This is a genomic window from Bosea sp. 685 (genome assembly GCF_031884435.1).
GTDB lineage: Bacteria > Pseudomonadota > Alphaproteobacteria > Rhizobiales > Beijerinckiaceae > Allobosea.
The window spans coordinates 678,552-701,661 of record NZ_CP134779.1; the positions used below are offsets into that span (position 1 = coordinate 678,552).

General features: G+C 64.6%; 18 protein-coding genes. 14 read left to right on the top strand and 4 right to left on the bottom strand.

The annotated features are described in order from the left end of the window. Position 1 precedes the first annotated feature (1 nt). Positions 2-1,405, bottom strand: coding sequence for an NAD(P)/FAD-dependent oxidoreductase (locus RMR04_RS04295; protein ID WP_311913152.1), 1,404 nt, complete (start codon positions 1,403-1,405; stop codon positions 2-4). A 326-nt stretch (positions 1,406-1,731) separates the two neighbouring features. After that, entirely contained in the window at positions 1,732-2,493 is a 762-nt protein-coding gene (locus RMR04_RS04300; protein ID WP_311913153.1) for a FadR/GntR family transcriptional regulator, read from the bottom strand. A 139-nt stretch (positions 2,494-2,632) separates the two neighbouring features. Here RMR04_RS04300 and RMR04_RS04305 point away from each other — a divergent pair, with 139 nt between their 5' ends. From RMR04_RS04305 to RMR04_RS04320, 4 genes are all read left to right on the top strand, one after another. Next, complete coding sequence (locus tag RMR04_RS04305; protein ID WP_311913154.1) at positions 2,633-4,045, top strand: aspartate aminotransferase family protein; 1,413 nt, start codon at positions 2,633-2,635, stop codon at positions 4,043-4,045. Between the two features lie 32 nt (positions 4,046-4,077). Continuing rightward, positions 4,078-5,682, top strand: a complete 1,605-nt coding sequence (locus tag RMR04_RS04310) for an ABC transporter substrate-binding protein (protein WP_311913155.1) — start codon at positions 4,078-4,080, stop codon at positions 5,680-5,682. A 32-nt stretch (positions 5,683-5,714) separates the two neighbouring features. After that, entirely contained in the window at positions 5,715-7,958 is a 2,244-nt protein-coding gene (locus tag RMR04_RS04315; RefSeq protein ID WP_311913156.1) for a N,N-dimethylformamidase beta subunit family domain-containing protein, read from the top strand. 435 nt (positions 7,959-8,393) lie between these two features. Then, positions 8,394-9,110, top strand: a complete 717-nt coding sequence (locus tag RMR04_RS04320; RefSeq protein ID WP_311913158.1) for a GntR family transcriptional regulator — start codon at positions 8,394-8,396, stop codon at positions 9,108-9,110. Positions 9,111-9,153: 43 nt separating this feature from the next. On the opposite strand, the gene RMR04_RS04325 is transcribed toward RMR04_RS04320, so the two are convergent. Continuing rightward, positions 9,154-10,524 carry an aminotransferase family protein gene (locus RMR04_RS04325; protein ID WP_311913159.1) on the bottom strand — a complete coding sequence of 457 codons (1,371 nt, stop codon included), beginning with the start codon at positions 10,522-10,524 and terminating at the stop codon, positions 9,154-9,156. A gap of 283 nt (positions 10,525-10,807) precedes the next feature. Here RMR04_RS04325 and RMR04_RS04330 point away from each other — a divergent pair, with 283 nt between their 5' ends. The 4 genes from RMR04_RS04330 (at position 10,808) to RMR04_RS04345 (ending at position 15,168) form a co-directional block, all read left to right on the top strand. After that, positions 10,808-11,737, top strand: coding sequence for an aminotransferase class IV (locus RMR04_RS04330; protein ID WP_311913161.1), 930 nt, complete (start codon positions 10,808-10,810; stop codon positions 11,735-11,737). A gap of 163 nt (positions 11,738-11,900) precedes the next feature. Continuing rightward, complete coding sequence (locus RMR04_RS04335) at positions 11,901-12,944, top strand: amino acid ABC transporter substrate-binding protein (protein ID WP_311913162.1); 1,044 nt, start codon at positions 11,901-11,903, stop codon at positions 12,942-12,944. Positions 12,945-13,111: 167 nt separating this feature from the next. After that, on the top strand, positions 13,112-14,110 hold the full coding sequence (locus tag RMR04_RS04340) for an amino acid ABC transporter permease (protein ID WP_311913163.1): 999 nt from the start codon (positions 13,112-13,114) through the stop codon (positions 14,108-14,110). 5 nt (positions 14,111-14,115) lie between these two features. Next, positions 14,116-15,168 carry an amino acid ABC transporter permease gene (locus tag RMR04_RS04345; RefSeq protein ID WP_311913165.1) on the top strand — a complete coding sequence of 351 codons (1,053 nt, stop codon included), beginning with the start codon at positions 14,116-14,118 and terminating at the stop codon, positions 15,166-15,168. Positions 15,169-15,214: 46 nt separating this feature from the next. Here the strand turns inward: RMR04_RS04345 and RMR04_RS04350 are convergent, their stop codons facing one another. Further along, entirely contained in the window at positions 15,215-16,291 is a 1,077-nt protein-coding gene (locus RMR04_RS04350; RefSeq protein WP_311913166.1) for an isocitrate/isopropylmalate dehydrogenase family protein, read from the bottom strand. Between the two features lie 188 nt (positions 16,292-16,479). Here RMR04_RS04350 and RMR04_RS04355 point away from each other — a divergent pair, with 188 nt between their 5' ends. The 6 genes from RMR04_RS04355 (at position 16,480) to RMR04_RS04380 (ending at position 23,109) form a co-directional block, all read left to right on the top strand. After that, complete coding sequence (locus RMR04_RS04355) at positions 16,480-17,391, top strand: GntR family transcriptional regulator (RefSeq protein ID WP_311913167.1); 912 nt, start codon at positions 16,480-16,482, stop codon at positions 17,389-17,391. A 103-nt stretch (positions 17,392-17,494) separates the two neighbouring features. Then, complete coding sequence (locus RMR04_RS04360) at positions 17,495-18,601, top strand: ABC transporter substrate-binding protein (protein WP_311913169.1); 1,107 nt, start codon at positions 17,495-17,497, stop codon at positions 18,599-18,601. A 23-nt stretch (positions 18,602-18,624) separates the two neighbouring features. Continuing rightward, on the top strand, positions 18,625-20,310 hold the full coding sequence (locus RMR04_RS04365; RefSeq protein WP_311913170.1) for an ABC transporter permease: 1,686 nt from the start codon (positions 18,625-18,627) through the stop codon (positions 20,308-20,310). Positions 20,311-20,336: 26 nt separating this feature from the next. Next, positions 20,337-21,404, top strand: coding sequence for an ABC transporter ATP-binding protein (locus RMR04_RS04370; protein ID WP_311913172.1), 1,068 nt, complete (start codon positions 20,337-20,339; stop codon positions 21,402-21,404). 15 nt (positions 21,405-21,419) lie between these two features. Beyond that, positions 21,420-22,082 (top strand): aspartate/glutamate racemase family protein, encoded by a 663-nt coding sequence (locus RMR04_RS04375; protein WP_311913173.1) that lies wholly within the window; start codon positions 21,420-21,422, stop codon positions 22,080-22,082. A 34-nt stretch (positions 22,083-22,116) separates the two neighbouring features. Next, entirely contained in the window at positions 22,117-23,109 is a 993-nt protein-coding gene (locus tag RMR04_RS04380; RefSeq protein WP_311913175.1) for a Bug family tripartite tricarboxylate transporter substrate binding protein, read from the top strand. Position 23,110 lies beyond the last annotated feature (1 nt).

Consider the following 23,110-nt stretch of genomic DNA (forward strand, 5'->3'; position numbering starts at 1 on the left):
CTCAGTCATGGCCAGCTCGATCATGGCAATGTCCCACGGCCAGGGGCACGGGAAAACGCCCCTCGGTGAGGCTCGCCAGCCGCGCGCTGCAATTGAAGCCCTGGCAGCAGCCCATTCCGGCGCGGGTGCGGCGCTTCAGGCCACCGATGTCGCCGGCGGGCAGGGGCCCGTCGAGCGCCGCCTCGATCTCGCGCCGCGTGACCATCTCGCAATGGCAGATGATCTCGCCATAGCCCGGCCGTGTCCAATCGCGGTCCTCATGTTCCGCGAGCATGGGCACTGCCGGCCAGGCTGGATCGGCGATCGGGCTGTGCGTATGGCCGCTCGCCCAGAGCCGGCCGACATGGCGGGCAAGCCCCAGCGCTGCCGTCAGCCCGGTCGAGCGTATGCCTCCGATCGTGATCAGGTGCCGCTCAGTGTCGTGCCTGACGCGATATTCCTTGCGTTCCGTGGCTGGCCTCAACCCGGCATAGATCGCCGTCACCGGCATTCCGGCGAGTGCGGGGAGGATCGCCTCGGCCTTCTGCTTCAAGCTTTCGAGCGTCGCCATGTCGACCTCGGCCCGGTCGCGCTCGTCCTGCTCTTCCGCCGTCGGGCCGACCAGGAGGTTGCCGAAGATCGTCGGCGTGAGCACGATCCCCTTGGTGCGCTCGCTCGGGATGGGGAGGATGATGGTGCCGAGCAGGCGCGCCGCCGCCTTGTCGAAGACCACGAACTGCCCCTTTCGCGGCTTGATCGTGAAATGCGTCTGACCGGTCAGGCGCTCATCGACGATGTCACCGTAGAGCCCGGCGCAGTTGACCACCGTGGTCGCCGCCAGCTCGCCCGTCGAAGTGGACAGTCGCCAGCCCCGCCCGTCGAACTGGCCCGAGAGCAATTCGGTGCTGCGGCGGATCTCGGCGCCGTTCGCCAGGGCTTGGAGCAGATAGGCCAGCGGCGCGGACCAGGGATCGATCAGATGCTCGCGCGGCACGAGCAGGCTGCCGAGCGCATCTGCCGACAGATGCGGCTCGCGCGCCTGCAATGCGTTGCGATCCAGCCTGCGGACATCGCTGATGCCGTTATCGCGCGCGGTTTGCTCGATCTGGTCGAGGCGGCCGATCTCGTCATCGGTCCAGGCAACGACGACCGCTCCCGTCTCCAGGATGGGGAGACGCAAACGCGTGCGAATATCGATGTATTCCTGGTAGCCCTCCTGCATGCAGGCGAGCTCCAGGCTATCGGGCGGGGCGTCGAAGCCGGTGTGCAGGATAGCGCTGTTGCCCTTGCTGGCGCCGGACAGGATATCCGTCGCCTTTTCCAGCAGCACGACCTTCGCGCCCGCCAAGGTGAGATGGCGCGCCACGGCGCATCCGACGACGCCACCGCCGATAATCGCCACATCGAAAGGGCTGGGCTGAAGCATGGTCGCGGTCACGTCGGCCCCGGAGAAAGATAGATGGCCATGCTAAGTTGCCGCGCGGTATCGGTCAATCATATCCACATAAAATGACCGAACGGTCGAATATAGTTGTAAAATCATCGGAACGAGCGGCAAACTCTCGCTGAGGTCGGCTGATCAGGTTGATGCCGGAGTGCGTTACGCGTCACTGCACAGCGGCCTTGAGGGCATTCTGGTTCACTCTGGGTGTGGCCCGTGTGGGTTGTACGGATGACTAATCAGTCATTAATTGAGTCGTAATTTGACAGATCAGTCACTCTCGAAAACGCTCACATCTAGCTCACGCCGTTTTAGCTCACGCCGTCTGTAGGGCTCGCGGGCCCGCTGTTCCGGGCCATTGCCTTCACGTTGGAGGCGGCCATCAGGGCGTTGCGGATGTTGTTCAGGTGCCGGACCATGGCGGCGCTCGCCTTCCGCGGATTCCTTGCCCGGACGGCCTCGTAGATGTCCTCATGATCCTTGAGCCACATCGGGCGGTAATCCTCCATCCGCATGTAGGTGTGGATTTCCTGCCAGATCCGGGACTCGATCTGTCCGCGCCACAGGGAATCGCAGATCGAGACCAGGGCGCCGTTCCCGGTTGCTTCGGCCAGCAGGATATGGAAGCGGTGGTCGGAGGTGTCGGCCTCTTTCCCCTGGGCATGCTCCCAGCGCATCATCGCCAGGGATTCCGCTAGCTGCGCGAGGATCGTCTCCGAGGCGCGCTGGGCGGCGATCGTGACGATATGCGGTTCGATGAGCTGGCGAGCCTCCAGATTCTCGAACGGCCCGAACCCCTGCAGGGCCTGCACCTCCGGCGCCTCGTGCCGGCTGATGACATAGGCGCCGCTATTGCTGCGTACCTTCAGCATGCCGGCCATCGCCAGGGACAAAATGGCCTCGCGGATCGTCGGCCGGGAGACGCCGAACATCTTCGCCAGGTCGCGTTCGGCGGGCAGGCGCTGCCCGATCTTGTAGCTGGCTTGGACCATGGCGGCGATTTGCCGGGCCACGATCTCGAAGCTCCGCGGCGGGGAATGTGGGGGTTCAAGGAGCATGCCGGACTGAATCATCCGATTTTTTAGGTTTGACAAGCTGTCGCGGCAGAGACAGTTTGGTCATACCAATCTGGACTGACCAAAAAACCGCGACCGCGCCCTTCCCCGTGCTGGAATCGTGGTCCGGTTCAAGCGAAGCGAGGGGTGATCTCGTATGTCGAACCCGAAGCCGAATTCGGCGGAAGCGCGGGACGTGCTGTTTCATCTGCACTCGCAGACCAACCCCGGGCTCCATGCAGAAATTGGGCCGCTGATCATGGAGCGCGGCGAGGGCGTCTATGTCTTCGACAGTCACGGCAAGCGCTATCTCGAGGCCATGGCCGGGCTCTGGTGCACGTCGCTTGGTTTCTCGGAGGCGCGACTGAAAGCGGCCGCGGCCGCCGCCTATGACAAGTTCGGCTTCTACCACAGCTTCAACCACAAGACGCCGGACCTCGCGATCGACCTGGCCGAACAGCTGGTTGCGCTGTCTCCGATACCTGATGCGCAGGCCTATTTCGCGACATCGGGCTCCGAAGCGACCGAGACGATGGTCAAGCTGGCCTGGGTCTATCATGCCGCACGCGGCAGGCCGGCGAAGCGCAAGATCATCGCGCGCGACCGGGGTTTCCACGGTTCGACCATCGTCGCGGCTTCCATGTGCGGTTTGCCGCGGATGCATCGCGAATACGGGCTGCCGCTGCCCGGCTTCCTGCATACGCATTGTCCCGATGCCTATCGCGTCTCCCTGCCCGGGGAGACGGAGGAGGCCTTCACCGACCGCCTGGCTGCCGATCTGGAGGCGATGATCCTGGCTGAGGGTCCCGACACCGTCGCCGCCTTCATCGCCGAGCCGATCAATGCCGGCGGTGGCATCATCGTGCCGCCCAGGGGCTATTTCGCGAAGATCGAGGCGGTGCTGCGCCGCCATGACATCCTGATCCTGGCCGACGAGGTGGTCTGCGGCTTCGGGCGCACCGGCAATTGGTTCGGTTGTCAGACCGTGGGTATGCAGCCCGATATGATGGCGCTCGCCAAGGGGCTGTCCTCCTCATACTTCCCGATCTCCGCCGTATTGCTCGGGCGGCCGATCCGGGACGCGCTGGCGGAGATGAACAAGGCGGGTGAGCTGTTTGGCCATGGCTTCACCAATTCCGGCCATCCGGTCGGTGCCGCCGTGGCGCTGGAGACGCTGCGCATCTACCACGAGATGGATGTCGTCTCGCATGTCCGGGAGATGGGCGCGCGGCTGAAGGCCGGGCTGGAGGCGATCGCCGCCCGCTCCGATATCGTGGGGCAGGTGCGCGGCGAAGGCTTGATGATCGGTGTCGAGCTCGTGGCCGATCCGTTGACCCGAGCCGCCTTCGAGCCGGCGCTCAAGGTCGGCGCGATGTTCGATGCGCAGGCGCTGCAGAACGGGCTGATCATTCGCGCGATGGGCGACACGATCGGCTTCTGCCCGCCGCTGATCATCAATGCCGCCGAGATCGACGAGACCCTGGACCTCTTCGCGCGCACGCTGCGTACGGTGGAAGCGCAAGTCCAAACCCACCCCAGCCAAATCCGCCCTGGCCAAGCCGCGGAGTAGCCGCCCGTCCCCGATACTGTGAGGAGAGCTTCATGCGCCGTCGAGACCTGCTTCGTTCTACGCTTGGCGCTGGTTTCAGCGCTGCTCTCGGATACTCCCTCGCAACGCCCTCGATCGCGCGGGCGCAAGCCGCGCGGACGCTGCGGTTCGTGCCGCAAGCCGATGCGGCGATCCTGGACCCGATGATCACCACCGGGCTGGTCAACCGCAATCACGGCTTCCTGGTGTTCGACACGTTATATGGCGTGAACGAGCAGCTTCAGCCCCAGCCGCAGATGGTCGCGGGCCATGTCGTGGAGGACGACGGCAAGACCTGGGTGATGACCCTGCGCGAAGGCCTGAAGTTCCACGACAACGAACCGGTGCGCGCACGCGACGTGGTCGCCAGCCTGCGCCGCTGGGCGTCCCGCGACGCCTTTGGCAATTCGCTGTTCAATGTGGTGGACGAGATTTCGGCGCCGGACGACCGCACCGTGCGCTGGCGCCTGAAGAAGCCGTTCCCCATGCTGCCGGAAGCGCTGGGCAAGGTCGGTGCGATCGTGGCCTTCATCATGCCGGAGCGGTTGGCCCTGACGGACAGCGCGATGCCGGTGAAGGAACTGGTCGGGAGCGGTCCCTTCCGTTTTCAGGCGGACCAGCATGTACCGGGTGCGCGGCTGGTCTATTCGCGTTTCGAGAATTATGTGCCTCGGCCGGATGGCGCATCCAGCCTGCTGGCCGGGCCGAAGCTGGCGCATTTCGACCGGGTCGAATGGCAGGTCATTCCGGACGCCGCGACTGCTGCAGCCGCCCTGCAGCAGGGCGAGGTGGATTGGTGGGACCAGCCGATCGTCGATCTGCTCCCGACGCTGCGGAACAACAAGGCGCTCAAGGTCGAGTTGCTGGATCCGTTCGGCAATGTCGGAGTGTTGCGCTTCAATCATACCTTGCCGCCCTTCAACAACCCGGCGATCCGGCGCGCGGTGCTGTCTGCCCTCAGCCAGCGCGATTTCATGGCCGCCATCGCCGGGGACGACCAGAGTCTGTGGCGCGACAAGGTCGGCTTCTTCGCGCCGAGCTCGAACATGGCGAGCGAGGAGGGCATGCAGGCGCTCAACGGCCCGCGTGATCTCGCGGCCGCCCGCAAGGCGATCCAGGAGGCCGGCTACAAGGGCGAGAAAGTGCTGCTGATGGCGCCGGGCGACTTCCCCGTCATCGGCGCGATGAGCGAGGTCGCCGCCGATCTGTTCCGCAAGCTGGGCTTCGATGTCGACTATGTGGTGATGGACTGGGGTTCGATGCTGCGCCGCATGGGGAACCGCGAGACACCGGAGAAAGGCGGCTACAACGCCTTCTGCACCTATTCGGCGGGCGTCACGCATCTGAACCCCTCGGCCCATAATTTTCTGCGCGGCAGCGGTGACAAGGCGACCTTCGGCTGGGCGTCCAGCCCGAAGCTCGAGGAGCAGCGGGATGCCTGGTTCGGCGCGCCGGATGCGGCGGCACAGCAGAAGATCGGCGTGGAGATGCAGCGTCAGGCCTTCATCGACGTGCCTTATGTGCCGCTCGGCGTGTTCTATCAGCCCACGGCCTACAAGAAGGAGCTGACCGGAATCTTGAAAGGCCTGCCCCTGTTCTGGAATGTCAGCCGCTCCTGACGCGCGGCCCAATCTGTCTTCGAGGATACTGGATGCTTCCCATCACTGGTTATGTCGACCGCTGGAGCGTGCGCCCGAACGAGGAGCTGAGCTTCATGATCAGCGTGCGCGGCGGCGGGCGCTACTCCGCCCGGGTGGCGCGCGTGCTGTGCGGCGATCCCAATCCCAAGGGGCCTGGATATTGTGAAGTGCCAGTGCTCTGGTCTCTGGAGGGGGAGCATCAGGGGCAGGAGCAGCCGATCGCCAAGGGCTCCTGGATCGATGTTGCGAAGCTCGATCTCGACGCAGGCAAGCGCTTCATCGCCTTCGCCGCGACGGTGTGGCCGACCCGGCTGGAGGCTGGCGCGCAATCGGTCCTGAATTGGGCAGGTGAGGGCGCAGCGCTGACCTTGGGTATCGGCCAAGGCGGTGCGTTTTGCCGCCTGAGCACATCGGCGGGGCTGATCGCGCTAGAGACCGAGATGCCCCTGACCGAGCGCGCCTGGCATGACATTGCCTGCGTGTTCGATGCGCAGACCGGAGAGCTCACGCTCGGGCAGGCGCCCCGCAAGATCCGGCTGGACAGGGACGAGCGGCGGCAGCGCAGCGCGGCTGCCGTGGCCGGACCATTCGGCGGCGCGGGCTGTGCCGCTATCGCGGCCGAACGCGTTGGGGCGGGTGTCGGCGCGCATTTCAACGGCAAGATCGAGCGGCCGCGCATCCTTGACGGTGCGGCCGGGCTGCAAGCCGTGCTGGAAGCGCAAGCCTCCAGTCGCACCACACCACCGGACCAGATCATCGCCGAATGGGATTTCTCCCTCGGCATCCCGACCGATATTGCGACCGATATCGGTCGGGATAGGCGGCATGGCCGTTGCGTGAATCTGCCGACGCGCGCCATGACCGGTTCGCGCTGGACCGGCGCATTGCATCGCTGGACCGAAGCGCCGGCGGAGTGGGCCGCGATCCATTTCCACGACGACGATATCGGCGATGCCGGCTGGACGCCTTCGCTGCGCTTCGTCGTGCCCGAGACCTGGGTCAGCGGCGTCTATGCCTTGCATCTGGAGAAGGATGGGGTTCGCGACAACATCGTGTTCTATGTTCGCGCCGCGGTGCCTGGCTCGCAGGCCAAGGTCGCCTTCCTGGCGCCGACCTTCAGCTACACTGTCTACAGCCAGTATCAGAAGGCAGGCCGGCAGGCCTTGATCACCGAGCGCTCGCTCGCCTGGGGTGCGCTGGCTCAGGCGCCCGACGGCCATCCGGAATACGGTGTCTCGCCCTATAATTTCCACTCCGACGGCAGCGGCGTCGTGATGTCGACGATGCGCCGGCCGCTGATCGATAAGCGCGTCAACCAGATTCACCTCATGGATCCCAGCCCCGACAGCTCGGGCCTGTATTGGGTATCGGCCGACAGCTACATCACGGATCTTCTGTCTCGGCAGGAGATTCCGTTCGAGGTGATCACTGATCATGACGTGCATGCGGAAGGCGTCGATCTGCTGTCGAAATATCAGGTCGTCCTGACCGGGCAGCATCCGGAATATCACACGACCCAGACGCTCGATGCCCTGGCTGCCTATCTGGAAGGCGGCGGGCGCTTCGTCTATCTCGGCGGCAACGGCTTCTACTGGAAGGTCGTGCCGCATGCCGACGGCCCTTGGTCCTTCGAATTGCGCCGCGCCGAAGGAGGCATCCGCCTGTGGGAGACGCTGCCGGGCGAAAGCTATCATGCTTTCGACGGATCTTATGGCGGGCTCTGGCGCCGGCTGGGGCGAGCGCCGCAGGCCCTGGTCGGTGTCGGCTTCAGCACGCAGGGAGAATACAAGGGCTTTCCCTATACCTTCCTCGACGGGATCCTCGATCCGCGTGTCGCCTTCATGCGCGACGGCATGGAGCAGACGGCGGTGCCCGGGCAGGTCTTCGGTGAACGCGGCCTGATGGGCGGGGGCGCCGCCGGGCACGAACTCGACCGGGCCGACGAGATGCTGGGTACGCCCGCGCATGCGATCATTATCGGCCGGGCCGTGGTCGAGGACCCGACCTACCAGCCGGTGAACGAAGAACGGCGGGACCACACCTGGCCTGCCGCGCGCGAGGACATCATACGCTCGGATCTGACGTTCTTCGAAACGCGAAACGGCGGCGCGGTGTTCTCTGTCGGCTCGATGAATTTCATCGGGGCATTGCCGATCGACGGCTACGTCAACCCCGTGGCGAAGCTCGTCACCAATGTGGTGCGGCGCTTCGCTGATCCGGCGCCATTTCCTGCGCCCAAAGCGGCGGTGGATTGATTGGGTGAGCCCGCGGTAGAGCGTTTTCGAGCGAAGTGGGCACCGGTTCGCGTGAAGAAAACGCGTTAAAACGAAGTGCTGGAGCTGTTGAACGGTCCAATTGGATCGGAAACCGCTCTAGCGAGCCGTCCAAAAGAGCGGCGATCGGCACTGCCCCTGGGACATCTGCGCCTTGTCGCGCTCGTCTTTGACCTGAGGTTGCGGTCGATCGGAGGCGGTCGCTGCGCGCTCCTCATCGTCGATCCCAGCAGGGCGCACCTCCGGCATCAGGCACACAACCGAACCCAGCGTTTTCTCCGTATCGGAGAACGTGTGTGCCAACTCCTATGCTCGTTGAGTTGGCCGGGTTATTGCGGTCTACACAATAGTGCCCTTCGATGATGATCCCGCAGCCGAAAAGGGCGGCGTTCGTCCGGCGAAAACGAGAGGTTATCCTTGGCCCAGAACCCAGCCGACAGCATCCGACGCACTGTGCCGCAGAGGACGCTTGGGCAACAGGTTTATGGGCAATTGCAGGAAACCATCCTGAATGGGCACCTGCTGCCCGGCACGAAGCTCACCTTGCGTGGTCTGGCGACATCCCTGAACACCAGCATCCAGCCGGTTCGGGAAGCTGTCGTCCGACTCGCGGCGGACGGCGCGCTTCACGCGACCCCTAACCGCTCCATTCTGGTGCCGGTTTTGACCCGCGCCGAGCTCGACGATCTGCACTCCGCCCGGGTCCTGGTGGAAGGGGAGGCGGCAGCGCGCTTTGCCGAGCGCGCCTCCGAGGAGGACGTCGTGATCCTGTCGCGGATCAACGAGGATCTTCGCCTCGCCTATGACAGCTCGGATGTCGTGAAGATCGTGACATCCATCCAGTCCTGGGGCTTGCGGATCGCGCAGGGGTCATCGTCGGGCGTGCTGCAATCGGCGATCTTCACATTGCGGCTGCGCCTGGGGCCGCATCTCGCCGAGGCCATGTCCGTGCCGGCAGCGCTCGATCCCGACTTTCTGCATTTCACGGTCCATATCAACCATGAGATGGTCCTGGCCTTTCGGGACCGCGATCCAGTCAGGGCTCGCGACCTGCGGCGCGCGGACATCCTCACCTTCCAGCGCGACCTGTATCAGAGGCTCGGGCTCACCCATCGCGCGCTGGTCGCCGGCTAGTCCACGCACCGGAATGGCGCTGCAGACTTGCTTTGCGCTGCCGCTATCTGGCGGGCATGTCCTTCAGCACCTGATCCAGGGCCCGCGTCAGCCGCTCGAACAATTCGCCGATTTCTTCGATGGTGATGATCAGCGGCGGCGAGAGCACGAGGCAATTCGCCAGTGGCCGGACGATGATGCCGGCTTCGAGGCCGGCCTGATAGACCTGCGCCGGCAATCCGCCGATCCGCAGCGAGGCCGGGGCAGCCTCGCCGTCGCCGGGCAGCTTCAATTGCACCGCGCCCAGGAGTCCGAAACAGCGCGTCTCGGCGACGAGCGGATGATCCTTCAGCGCGGCAAGGCCGCGCGCCCAGGCCGGCATGATGGCGCGCACATGGGCGACAAGATTGCGCCGCTCATAGATCTCGATGGTCTTCAGGGCCACGGCGGCAGCGACCGGGTGGGCATGATAGGTGCCGCCATGGGCGAACCAGCCCTTCTCGGTGCTGCCACGCTCCAGCCGGTCATAGAAATCGCCCGACATCAGGATCGCCGAGATCGGCTGATAGGCGCTCGACAGCGCTTTTGACGAGGTCATGCAGTCGGGTTTGATGTCCAGCGTCTGGGTGCCCCAGAACTGCCCGGTCCGGCCGAACCCGGTCACCACCTCGTCGGCGACCAGCAAGATGCCGTAGGCGTCGAGCACCGCCTTCATCTTGGTGAAGTAGCCGGCGGGCGGAACATACATGCCGGCGGATACGGACACCGGCTCCGCGAAGAAGGCGGCGACCGTTTCCGGGCCGGCCTGCTCGATGACCGATCTGAGCTCGGCGGCAAGGCGATCGCCATAGGCCGCCTCGCTCTCGCCCGGCTCGGCGCCGCCTGGCCAATTGGGATGGCTGACATAAAGGCATTCATCCGTCGGCACCGCGAAGGAGCGATGCAGATCGGAGCCGCCGCCGAGCGCCGTCAACTGGATCGTGCTGCCGTGATAGCTCGACCAGCGGCTGATGATCTTGCGCCGCCTCGGCTCGCCGGAGAAGCCGTTCGCATACCAGATGAACTTGATCAGATGATCATTCGCCTCGGAACCGGTGGTGGCGAAGGTGACATGGGTTTGCGGCATCGGCGACAGGGCCGCGAGTTTCTCTGCCAGATCCATGACGGCAGGAACCGTGCGGTCGATCGCCGAGGGATAGATCGGCAAGGCGCGCATTTGCGCGATGGCGGCTTCGATCAGCTCCTCGTTGCTATAACCCAGCGCGACGCAGTAGAACGACGAAACCGCCTCGATGTAATCGCGTCCGCGCTCGTCGAAGACCCTGATGCCGCGCCCGCCCGTCAGGACCAGCGGCCGCTCCGAGCGCAGCCGCTTGAGGTCGCTGAAACCGAGCATCAAGGTGTCATTGCGGTAGTTCAGCTTGGTCGAGGCCATATCGCTCTCCTGCCGGCTTGCGCATAGTCTGCGATGGGTGAATTGATGCAGCTTGGACTCTCGCGGATAGTGTGATCACATCACGCTACCGCCCGGTTGTCGAGAGATTGGAGCGAAAAGCTCATGCGCTGCAGACTTGATCATATTGCTCAATTTTGCAGCTTAAAATGCCGAAAATGGCTGCGCCCGATAACGGCCCGATCTTGACGCTGGCGGCGATATCTCGCCTGATGTGATCACATATTCCGCCTTCGAGATGCCGATCGCGATACGGAGAGTGACGATGGAGACTGCGACCGCAGGGAACGTCGATTGGTCGAAGGGCGCTGCCTATCTCGACGGGGCCTATATGCCCGTCTCCGAGGCCAAGCTCTCGATCACCGATTGGGGCTATCGTCGCTCGGACGTGACCTATGACGTCGTCAGCGTCTGGGATGGGGCGTTCTTTCGGCTCGACGATCATCTCGCCCGCTTCCGCGCCTCGATTGGAGCCATGCGCTTCACCCCGAAGGAGAGCGACGAGGACATCCGCAAGATCCTGCACGAACTCGTGCGGCTGTCGGGCCTGCGCGAGGCCTATGTGGCTGTGGACTGCATGCGCGGGCGGCCGAGCCCCGAGCAGCGCTATCATCCGGTCAATGCGCGCAGCTATCTTGCGGCCTTCGCCATCCCCTATGTCTGGCAGATGAAGCCCGATGTCATCGCGCGCGGCGCGCATATGATCATCGCCTCGACACCGCGCATTCCCGATGTCTGCCTCGACGCCCGCATCAAGAATTTCCACTGGGCGGACATGACGGCGGCGATGTTCGAGGCCGAGGAGAAGGGCGCCGACAACCCGATCCTGCTCGATCTCGACGGCAACGTTACGGAAGGTCCGGGCTACAACATCTTCTGCATCACCGACGGCAAGGTCGCGACCGCCGACCGCAACGTGCTGCACGGGATCAGCCGGCTGAGCGCGATCGATCTTTGCGCCGAGCTGGGGCTGCCTTGCGAGGCGAGGGCGGTGCCGGTCGAGGAGTTTCGCCAAGCCGACGAGATTTTCGCCACGAGCACCGCGGGCGGCATCATTCCCGTGACCAGGCTCGACGGGCGCATTCTTGGCAATGATCGTCCGGGGCCGATCTCGGAGCGGCTGCGCGAGGCCTATTGGGCGAAACGGCATGAAGGCTGGCATGCCGAACCGGTCGATTACAGCGCCACCAGCTAGAGCGCTTTTTTGAGCGAAGTGGATACCGGTTCGCGCCAGGAAAGCGCGTTAAAACAAGGACCTAGAGCAATTGAGCGGTCCAACTGGATCGGACATTGCTCTCGTTTTGGGGTGAGAGCCCCGCGTCGCCTTCGATTTTGTCTCAGCAGGGAGTGATCGGGTCATGACGAGCTTGCGGAAACTGGCTTATGCGGCGGCGCTCGCCGTTTGCGGATTAGGTGCGGCGGGCCTCCCCGCCGAAGCCCAGGTCAAGAGTGCGACGCTGGACGCGGTCAAGAAACGCGGCGAGCTGAATTGCGGCGTGGATACCGGCATCCCGGGCTTCGCCTTCCAGGACTCGACCGGCAAATGGAAGGGGCTCGACGTCGCCTATTGCCGCGCCATCGCTGCAGCGGTGCTGGGCGATGCGGAGAAGGTCAAATATGTCGGGGTGACCACCAAGGTCCGCTTCACCGTGCTGCAATCGGGCGAGATCGATGTCCTGATCCGCGACAGCACGTTGACCTTCACGCGCGACACGCAACTCAACCTCTCGCCCATCGCGGTGAATTTCTACGCCGGCCAGGCTTTCATGGTGAAGAAGAGCCTCAAGGTCGCCTCCTCCAAGGAGTTGAACGGCGCGACCATCTGCATGCTCACAGGGGCCACGCTCGAGCTCAACATTGCCGATTATGGCGCCGCCAACGGCATCAAGATCAATTCCCTGCTGTTCGACAAGCCGGAGGAGGCCTTCGCCGCGGCGGAGGCGGGGCGCTGCGACGGCTATTCCGACGATTCCGGCAGCGTCGCCGCGGCGCGCTCGACCATGAAGACGCCCGACGACTGGATGATCCTGCCCGAGATCATCTCCAAGGAGCCGCTCGGCATCTTCGCCCGCGAAGGCGACGAGAAATGGGGCGATATCCTGAAATGGACGCATATGATCCTGCTGACGGCCGAGGAGATGGGCGTCACCAAGGCCAATGCCGATCAGATCAAGGCCAGCAAGCCGGTCGATCCCTTCATGCAGCGCCTGCTCGGCCTCGACGAGGACTTCAGCAAGCAGCTGGGCCTCGATGGCGCCTGGTCCTACCGCATCATCAAGGCGGTTGGGAACTATGGCGAGATCTATGACGAGTATTTCGGCCCCAAAGCGCTCGGCCTGCCGCGTGGAACCAATAATCTCTGGACCAAGGGCGGGCTTCAATATGCCCTGCCGCTGCGCTGATGGCCTTGGCTGACACCGCGGTCCTGATCGCGCGACAGCCAGCCCCGAGACAGCAAAGGCGCGGTTCTTTCCGCGCTTTTGCCTGGCAAGGCCTCTTCCTGTGCGCGCTCGCCCTCTTCGCATGGTTCATCATCGCCAACGCGTCGGATAATCTGGCGGCGCGGAACATGAATTTCGGCTTCGCTTTTCTCTCCCAGCGGACCGGTTTCGATATCCCCTTCCACGTCGTGCCCTGGTCGACGGCCGATAGCTATGGCCGGGCCTTGTGGGTCTGCTTGCTCAACACCCTGCTCGCCGCGGCGATCGGCATCGTCCTGGGCTCGCTGCTGGGTTTCCTGCTCGGCGTCATGCGCCTCTCGGCAAACTGGCTGGCGCGCAGCCTGTCGCTGGCGATCATCGAGATCGTGCGCAACACCCCGCAATTGCTGCAGATCATCTTCTGGTATGTGGTGATGATCCAGGCGTTGCCGCCGCCACGCAACGGCCTGGCTTTGCCGGGCGGCATGATCCTCAGCGTCCGCGGCCTGAACATGCCCAGCATCGAGATGGGCACTGCCGGCCTGTGGCCGTTCTTGCTGCTGGTGGCTTCGCTGTGCCTCGTCCCTGTGTTCAGGGGACTGCGTCGCCGGCGCCGGGTTTTCGGCTGGGCCGCGCCGCTCCTGCCCGCCATCGCACTTGTGGTCGTCCTGCTGTCGGTCGACCATCTCGATTACCCGACGCTGCGCGGCTTCAACTATGTCGGGGGCGTCGTGGTGCCGCCCGAATTGATTGCGCTGGTCGCCGGGCTGTCGCTCTACATGTCGGCCTTCGTCGCCGAGATCGTGCGCGCCTCGCTCCAGGGCATCGCCAAGGGCCAGCGGGAAGCTGCATCCTCGCTTGGCCTGTCAGGGGCGCAGGCGCTGTTCCTGGTCATCCTGCCGCAGGCATTGCGGGTGATGATCCCGCAACTGACGAACCAGTATCTCAACCTGACCAAGAGCACCTCGCTCGGCGCGGCGATCGCCTATCCGGAACTCGTCCAGATCTATGCCGGCACGGTGCTCAACCAGACCGGGCGGGCGCTGGAAACGATGTTCCTGGTGATGATCATCTTCCTCGGCATCAACCTCGCCATCTCCGGTTTCATGGCCTGGTACAACGCCCGTGTCGCGATCGTGGAGCGCTGATCGCAATGGCGCCGACGCATGTCTGGGTCAAACGGAACCTGTTTCCATCGCTGTCCAGCGGCTTACTGACGCTGGTCCTGGCTGGTGTGATCATTGTCTTGGTCAAGGCGATCTTCAACTGGGCGGTGACGGATGCGACGATCTCCGGCACCACGCGGGCCGCCTGCGATGCCGGCGGCGCCTGCTGGACCTTCATCAAGGTCAGGTTCGATCTGTTCTTCTATGGCCGCTATCCCTCGCCCGAGCGTTGGCGGGTCGATCTCGCCTTGGCTCTGGTCGTCGGCACCACGGCGGCGACGCTTATCGCGCCGCCGCGCTGGCAGGGCTGGCTCGCGCTGATCCTGCTCGGCTTCGTGCCCGCGGTGGCCGGCATCCTTCTGGTCGGCGGGCTGTTCGGACTTGCCTACATCGCCACCAATCTCTGGGGTGGCTTGATGCTGAACGTCCTGCTCACCGCGGTGGCTGGCGGTGGCGGCTTCATTCTCGGCGTCTTCCTGGCGCTCGGCCGCCGCTCGAAATATCCGGTCATCCGCCTGTTCTCGATGCTGTTCATCGAGTTGTGGCGCGGCGTGCCGTTGCTGACCGTGCTCTTTATGGCGATGCTGCTGGTGCCGCTGTTCATGCCCAATGGCGCGACGATCGACAATCTGCTGCGCGCGATGCTGGCGCTGACGCTGTTCACGGCCGCCTATATGGCGGAAATCGTGCGCGGTGGCCTGCAGGCGATCCCGCGCGGCCAGGCCGAGGCCGCGACCGCGCTTGGCCTGCGGCCATGGGCGATCCAGTGCTTCATCGTCCTGCCGCAGGCGCTCAGGCTGGTCATTCCCGGCCTCGTCAACACGGTGATCGACCTGTTCAAGGACACCACGCTCGTCAGCATCGTCGGCCTGTTCGACCTTCTCGCCGTGATCACTCAGGCCCAGAAGGACCAGGTCTGGCTCGGCATGGCGCGGGAGGGTTATGCCTTCGCAGTGGTGGTGTTCTTCCTGTGCTGCTTCGGGATGTCGCTATTCAGTCGCCGCCTCGAGCACCGCCTGAACCGCCATCTGCGCTATTGAATGTCCCGCTGCCGCGGCACGATCTCCATCCTCCCAGCGATCCCTCTCAGGGGCGAGCCAGCACTTCGGCGACCAGCGAGCCGAATTTTTTCGTGCCGACCTTGCCGTCGAGGTCCGGCGTGCGGGAGGCCGGATCCGTCAGGACTGTGTCGATCGCGGCGTCGATGGCGCGGAAGGCTGCCTCGAACTGCGGCAGGCCGCGCGTCTCGCCGAGCCATTGCAGCAGCATGCCGCAGGACAGCATCATCGAGACCGGATTGGCCTTGTCCTGGTTCTGGATGTCGGGCGCCGAGCCGTGCTGGGCCTGGGCGCAGCAATGGCTGTCGCTCGCCATCATCGAGCCGGCGAGGCCGAGACTGCCCGACAATTCGCTCGCCAGATCCGAGATGATGTCGCCGTAGAAATTCGTCGCGCAGATCACGTCGAAGCGCTCGGGATTGCGCACCAGATGCGCCGTCGAAGCGTCGATCAGCAAGTCGTCCAGGGCGACTTCGGGGAAGTCCGCCGCCACCTTCCTGACCTCGCGCAGGAAAAGCCCATCGGTCTGGTGGAAGCTGTTGACCTTGTGGACGGCGGTGACCTTCTTCCGGCGCGTCATCGCCAGTTCGAAGGCGCGGCGCGCGATGCGGTTCGAGCAATGGGCGGTGATCTTGCGCAGCGAGATCGCCATGTCGGGCGAGGGCATCAGCTCGGCCCAGCCCAGATGCATGTTGCGGTCGGGATAGAAGCCCTCCGTCGCCTCGCGCATGATGACGAGGTCCATCGTCTTGCCCGGCTTCATATTGGATGGAATGAATGACCGGGTGCGCGCCGGGCGGACATTGGCGTAGAGATCGAGGCCGATCCGGAAACCGGCGGAGACGTTGCGTCCACCCTTTTCCGGCGCAGGGTAGTCGGCATGCGATTGGGTTCCGAGGATCACGCCATCATAATCGTGCCGAGCCTTCTCCAGGATGCTGTCACGCAGCGTGGTGCCGTGCTTCTCCAGGCTGGTGAAGCCGACCTCGTCATAGTCGAAGGCGAGGTCGAGGCCGAACCGCGTGCTGGCGGCTTCCAGCACCTGCATGGAGGCGGAGATGATTTCGGGACCGATGCCATCGCAGGGCAGGACGAGCAGCTTCATGAGGGTTCTCCGGCACGCCGTGTGCTATCGCGACGACACAGGGCGGGTTTGTAGATTTGGTTATTGCATCTAGTAAATCCAAATTAGCGTCAAGGGTGACCGCCCTGAAATCATTGCTGCCGGTCGGGTGCGCTCGCGCGGCAAGTCATTTCGCCACTCGTCGTTTTGCCGTTCCATGAGATCAAGTCATGTCCAACAGTCCCCTCGCGCTCCGCATCGCTGGCGACATCGTTGCCCGCATCAATTCGGGCGACCTCTCCGCGGGGTCGCATCTGGCGACCGAGGCGCTTGCCAGGCAGTATCAGGTCTCCCGCTCGCCGGTCCGCGAGGCGCTGAGCGTGCTGGCCGGCGACGGGGTCATCGAGAACCGGCCAAATCGCGGCTTCTATGTTCGCTCCGATATCGATCTGGCGGACATGGCCAAGCCGGGGCTCACGGCCAGGGCGGCCGATGCCGATCCCTATTTCACCTTCGCCGAGGACTGGCTGAACGATCGGATCGAAGGCGAGCTCACCGAGCAGGCCGTGAGGGACAGGTACAGGCTCACGCGCTCCCAGGCTCAGGATCTCTTCGTGCGCGCGGTCCAGGAGGGCTGGGCCGAGCCCAAGCCGGGATATGGCTGGCGATTGCGGCCGGTCGCCAAGACATCAGAGGCCTTCGAGCAGATCTATCGCTTTCGGGCGGTGATCGAGCCGGCGGCGATCATGGAGCCGACTTTCCGCTTCGACAGGGCTGCCGCCGCCCCTCTGCGGAGAGTCCAGGAGAAGCTGGCGCGGGGGCAGCTCGGCGGGCTGACCCCCGAGGCGATGCGGAGCGCCGGTGCGGGCTTTCATGAGGAGCTGATCAGGATGGCGGGGAATCCGATGTTCCTGTTCGCGCTGGAGCGCGCCAACCAGTTCCGGCGCCTCATTGAGTACCGGTTGAAGGTCGACCCCCAGCGGATCGTCGCGCAGAGCATCGAGCATGTTCAGATCCTGGATCTGCTTGAGCGTGGCGACAATCTGGAGGCGGCGCATGTGATGCGCCGTCATCTGAACGGCGCCCTGGCCGTCAAATCGCCGGTCGTTCAAGCCGAGTTCGCGTCTGCGCCAAGGGATTAGGGGCGGGCGGTCAAGCGGATATACGCATGTTTGGTTTTATAGATTGATAAAACCAATATCCTGAGTTAGCATCCTCTCAAGAAAAAGATCTTGGGAGGACGCTATGATCACACGCAGACATGTCGTCGCGGGCGCTGGTGCGCTCACCGCTGCAGCCATGGCCGGCAATCGTCCTGCCCTCGCGCAAGGCATTCCGGCGGGCTATTCGGCCGACTACAAGGATCTGGTCGACAAGGCGGTGAAGGAGGGTGCGGTCTCCATCTACACATCGACGGATGATGTGCAGGGCCGGCCACTGATCGAAGCCTTCCGGGCCGCGTTCCCCGGCATCCGGGTCGACTATAACGACCTTGGAACGAACGGCGCCTATAACCGCGTCATCTCGGAAGCCGCCGCCAAGCAGGTCGGCTCGGACATCGTCTGGACCTCGGCGATGGACCTGCAGATGGTGCTGGTCTCGAAGGGGCAGGCGGAAACCTACAAATCGCCCGAGGCCGCCCAGCTGCCGGCCTGGGCCAATTTCAACGACCAGCTCTACGCGACCTCGGTCGAGCCGGTCGCGATCATGTACAACAAAAGCATGCTAGGCGCGCTCAAGCCGCCCCAGACGCGCGCCGAGCTCATCGCCTTCCTGCAAACCAACAAGGAAGCGCTGAAGGGCAAGGTCGCCTCGTTCGATCCGGAGAAGAGCGGCTCCGGCTTCCTGTTCTTCAACAACGACGCCCGCACCACCTCCGACACCTGGGAGCTCGTGAAGGCGTTCGGCGGAACGGACCCCAAGGTCTATGGCAGCTCGGGCGCGATGCGCGAGAAGATCGCCTCGGGCGAGCACTGGATCGCCTTCAACCTGATCGGCTCCTACGCGATCGAATGGGCCAAGAAGAACAACAATCTCGGCGTCGTCCTGCCGCCTGACCATGCGGCGGCGTTCTCGCGGGTCGCCAATATCTCGAAGGGCGCACCTCATCCCGCCGCGGCGCGCGTCTTCCTCGACTTCCTGTTGTCCCAGCGCGGACAGACGGCGATGGCCGGCAGCGGCGCGCCGTCGATCCGCACCGATGTCAGCGAAGGCCTCAACATCGCCAAGCTCAATGAGATGGCAGGCGGCAAGCTGAAGCCAATCCCCGTTTCGGCCGCGCTGCTGGAAGCATCCGATCCAAAAACACGCGCCGAGTTCTTCCAGAAATGGAAGCAGGCGCTGCGCGGTTGACGCGTCCGACTGAGAGCATCGTCATGTCGCTTGCCAACGACGCACCGCGTTTCAGGGCGGGAGTCATTCTTGCCCTGTTCGTGATGGTGGCAGCGCCCGCGCTGCTCGTGATCTATCAGAGCGTCCTCGACGCACCCTTCTTCGACGACAATGTTCGCTTCAGCCTCGATGCCTTCCGTTTCGTCCTGACCGATCCCGAGTTCTATCGGGCGCTGTGGACGACGACGCTCTATGCCTTCGGCATGGTGGTGGTCGCGGTTCCGCTTGGCGGGCTGCTCGCCTTCCTGATCACGCGGACGGACCTGAAGGGGCGGACATGGCTCGAGCCGCTCGTGCTCGTGCCGATGTTCCTGTCCTCGATCGTCCTGGCCTTCGGCTACACCGTCTCGGTCGGGCCTTCGGGCTTCGTCACCATCGCCTTCAAGAGCCTCTTCGGCGCGGCGCCCTGGAGCATCTACACGCTGCCGGGCATCATCCTGATCGGCGGCCTGAGCCATGTGCCGACGGTCTATCTCTATGTGGCCTCGGCGATGCGCCGCTTGCCGTCCGATCTGGAGGAGGCGGCACGCACCGCTGGGGCCGGAATCTGGCGGGTCTCGCTCGACGTCACCTTGCCGATGGTCCTGCCGGCATTGGTCTTCAGCGCCGCGCTCAACCTGCTCCTTGGTTTCGAGACCTTCGGCATTCCGCTGGTGCTGGGCGATCCCAACGGCATCCTCGTGCTGACCACGTATATCTACAAGGTCAACACCATCTTCGGCGCGCCGACCTATCAGGTCATGGCGGCGGTCACGGTCTTCCTGATCCTGATCACGCTGCCGCTCGTCTTCATCCAGCGCCGCTTGCTGCGCCATGCCCGGCGCTTCGCGGCCGTCGGTGGCAAGGGGGCGAGAACCAACCTGCTCCGGCTGGGCGCCACCGGCCAGGCGGTCGCGCTGGGGCTGATCGGGCTATGGCTCCTGGTCTCGGTTTTCTTTCCGGTTGGCGGCATCGTGTTGCGTGCCTTCGTCGAGAACTGGGGTGAGGGCGTCAGGCTGACGGAGCAATTGACGCTCGCCAATTTCAAGGCGGTCTTCGAGATTCCGAGCCTGTCGCGCGGCATCCTCAACACGGTCCTGCTCGCCGGGGTCGGCGGCGCCATCGCGGTCGCCTTCTACCTGCTGGTCGGGCTCGCGGGGCACCGCAACCGCGGCAGAAGCGGAACCCTGCTGGATTATTCCGTGCTGATCCCGCGCGCGCTGCCCGGCCTGATCGTCGGCCTGACCTTCTTCTGGCTTTTCCTGTTCGTGCCCTTCCTGATCCCGCTCAGGGCGACGCTGATCAGCCTCCTGATCGCCTACATCATCGTCGGTCTGTCCTATGGCCTGCGGATCATCCAGTCGACGCTGCTGCAGGTCGCGCCGGAACTCGAGGAATCAGCGCGCATCACCGGCGCATCGGTCTACCGGAGCTGGCGCGACGTGGTCATCCCGCTGGTCAAGCCCGGCCTCGCCGGGGCCTGGGCGATGATCATGATCGTGTTCCTGCGGGAATACGCCACCGGCGTCTATCTGATGTCGTCAGGCACCGAGGTCATCGGCTCGCTGATGGTGTCGCTGCTGACCTCGGGCGCCATGGACCAGATCGCCGCCCTTTCCTTCATCTCCATCGCATTGACGGCTGTGGGCCTGACACTCGCCCTGCGGCTGGGAGCGAAACTCCATGACTGAAACGATCACATGACTGAGACGATCACATGACTGAGCTCGTCGTCGAAAACGTCGAAAAATGGCTGGGTGGCCTCAAGATCCTGTCCGGCGCCTGCTTCACCGCCGAGAAGGGCCGGATCGTCGCCTTGCTCGGTGCCTCCGGTAGCGGCAAGACCACCCTGCTGCGCTGCATCGCCGGGCTCGAACAGCCCGAAATCGGCAGGATCGTCATCGGCGGCAAGACCGTGCTCGATGGCAAGGCCGGCATCGCGCTGCCGCCCGAGGCCCGCGAGATCGGCCTCGTCTTCCAGTCCTACGCGCTGTGGCCGCACCGGACGGTGTTCGAGAACGTCGCCTATGGTTTGCGGCTCCGCAAGCGGCCGGCGGCCGAGATCAAGACGCGGGTCGAGACCATCCTCGACAAGCTCGGCCTGGCCCATCTGGCGGCGCGCTATCCCGACCAGCTTTCGGGCGGCCAGCAGCAGCGCGTCGCGATCTGCCGCGCGCTCGTCTACGAGCCCAAAGTCCTGCTGCTGGACGAGCCGCTCTCGAATCTCGACGCCAAGCTGCGCGAGGAGGCGCGCTTCTGGATCCGCAAGCTGATCCTCGAACTGGGGATCTGCGCGATCATGGTCACGCATGACCAAGGCGAGGCGCTGGCGATCGCCGACCATGTCCTGCTGCTCAAGGGCGGCAGCATCGTCCAGGACGGTACGCCAATCCAGATCTACGGCCAGCCGACAAGCTTCTACGCGGCCGATTTCATGGGGACCAACAACGTGCTGTCGGGCGCCTATGAAGCGCAAGCGGATGGCGGTGCGGTCATTCGCTGCGAGGGCTGGAGCCTGCCCGGAATCTGGCGCGACGCCGAGCCGCCGCACGATGCCTCCGACATCCGCGCCGTGGTCCGGGTCGAAACCATCATGGTCTCATCCGAGCCGACCGCGACGAGCCAGCCTCTGGATGTAGAGGGCTGCATCTATCTCGGCGACAAATGGGAGTACCGGCTGAGGCGCGGCAGCGTTCGGCTGCGCGCGCAGGGCGGGTCGGAGCTGTCGTCGCTTGTGGCGCATTGCACCGTGCAGCCGGCTTCGACCTGGCTGTTCAACCCATGACCGGAGCGCATTGAGATGAGCACCGGTCCCCGCATCGCCTTGATCCATGCGACGCCAGTCGCGATCGAGCCCATCCTCCAAGCCTTCAAGGAGCTCTGGCCGGAGGCCGAGCCGGTCAGCGTCCTCGACGATTCCCTCTCCGTCGACCGGGCCAAGGCGAGCGACATCACGCCCGCCATCAACCAGCGCATCATCGCCCTGGCCGAGTACGGCTATTCGCTCGGCGCCAAGGCGATCCTGTTCACCTGCTCGGCCTTCGGTCCCGCGATCGAGGCGGCGGGGCGCGCGGTTCCGGTTCCGGTCCTCAAGCCGAACGAGGCGATGTTCGAGGAGGCGCTCGGGCATGGCGAAAGGCTCGGCATGGTCGCCACTTTCGGCCCCTCCATTGCGACGATGGAGGCCGAGTTCGCCGAGGAGGCAAGGCGTCTCAGGCCCGCAGCCAGGCTTTCCACGCGGCTGGCGACCGAGGCGATGGCGGCGCTGCGCGCAGGCGATGCCGAGACCCACAACAGATTGGTGGCGCGGGAGGCCAGGGCCCTCGGGCAGGTCGATGCGCTGATGCTGGCGCATTTCTCGACATCGCGCGCGCTCAGGGCCTGCCGTGAGGCGGCGTCCGTGCCGGTGCTGTCCTCGCCGGAGGCGGCCATCCGCAAGGTCCGAAAAATGGTCGGGGCGTGAGCGCCGAACCAAGGCCAAAAAGGGAGGAACACAGATGACGGTATTCGGGAGGAGTTGCCTCGGCCTGACCGCGATGCTCGGCGTCGCGGTGTTGCTGTCGACGGGCGCGTGCGCCCAGATGTTCCCGGAGCGGCCGATCACCATGATCGTCCCCTTCGCCGCGGGTGGCGCGGCCGACACGACGGGGCGTATTCTCGCCGAGGCCCTGGGGCGCGTGCTGGGCAAGAGCGTGGTGGTCGAGAATATCGGTGGGGCAGGCGGAGCGATCGGCGGCTCCCGGGTCAAGAGCGCGGCGCCGGACGGTTACACCATCGGTCTTGGCCATACCGGCACGCTTGCCGCTGCGGTGACCGTCAACCCGAAGCTGCCCTATGATCCGAAATCCGACTTCGCCTATCTCGGCCTCGTCGCCTCGACGCCGAACATCGTCTTCTTCCGCAACGATTTGCCCGCGGCGAATCTGAAGGAGTTCATCGCCCTGGCAAAGCAGAAGCAGGGCGCCTTGATGATGGGGCATTCCGGCAATGGCGCGGCCTCCCACATCACCTGCCTGATGTTCTTCGGGCTCATCGATGTGAAGCCGACCTATGTGCCCTATCGCGGCTTCGGCCAGACGATCAACGACATCATCGGCGGCAAGATCGACGGCTCCTGCGATCTCGTCGCCTCCGTCAGCGGCCAGGTCCAGTCCCAATCGGTGAAGGCCTTCGCGGTTGCGGCCAGGACGCGGGCCGAGACCCTGCCGGATGTGCCGACCTCCGAGGAGGCCGGTTTGCCGGAGTTCCAGGCCGAGACCTGGACGGGGCTGTTCGTGCCGAAGGCGACGCCGAAGCCAGTGCTCGATATCCTGCAGGGCGCGGTCGCGAAGGCCCTGGACGATCCGGAGGTCGCAAAGCGGCTCGGCACGATCGGGGCGCGGGCGCCGCGACCTGACGAACGCGGCGGCCCCGCCATGCAGGCGCTGGTAGCGAGCGAGGTCGATCGCTGGTCCGCGATCCTCCACAAGGCGGGCTTCAAGCCGGACTGAG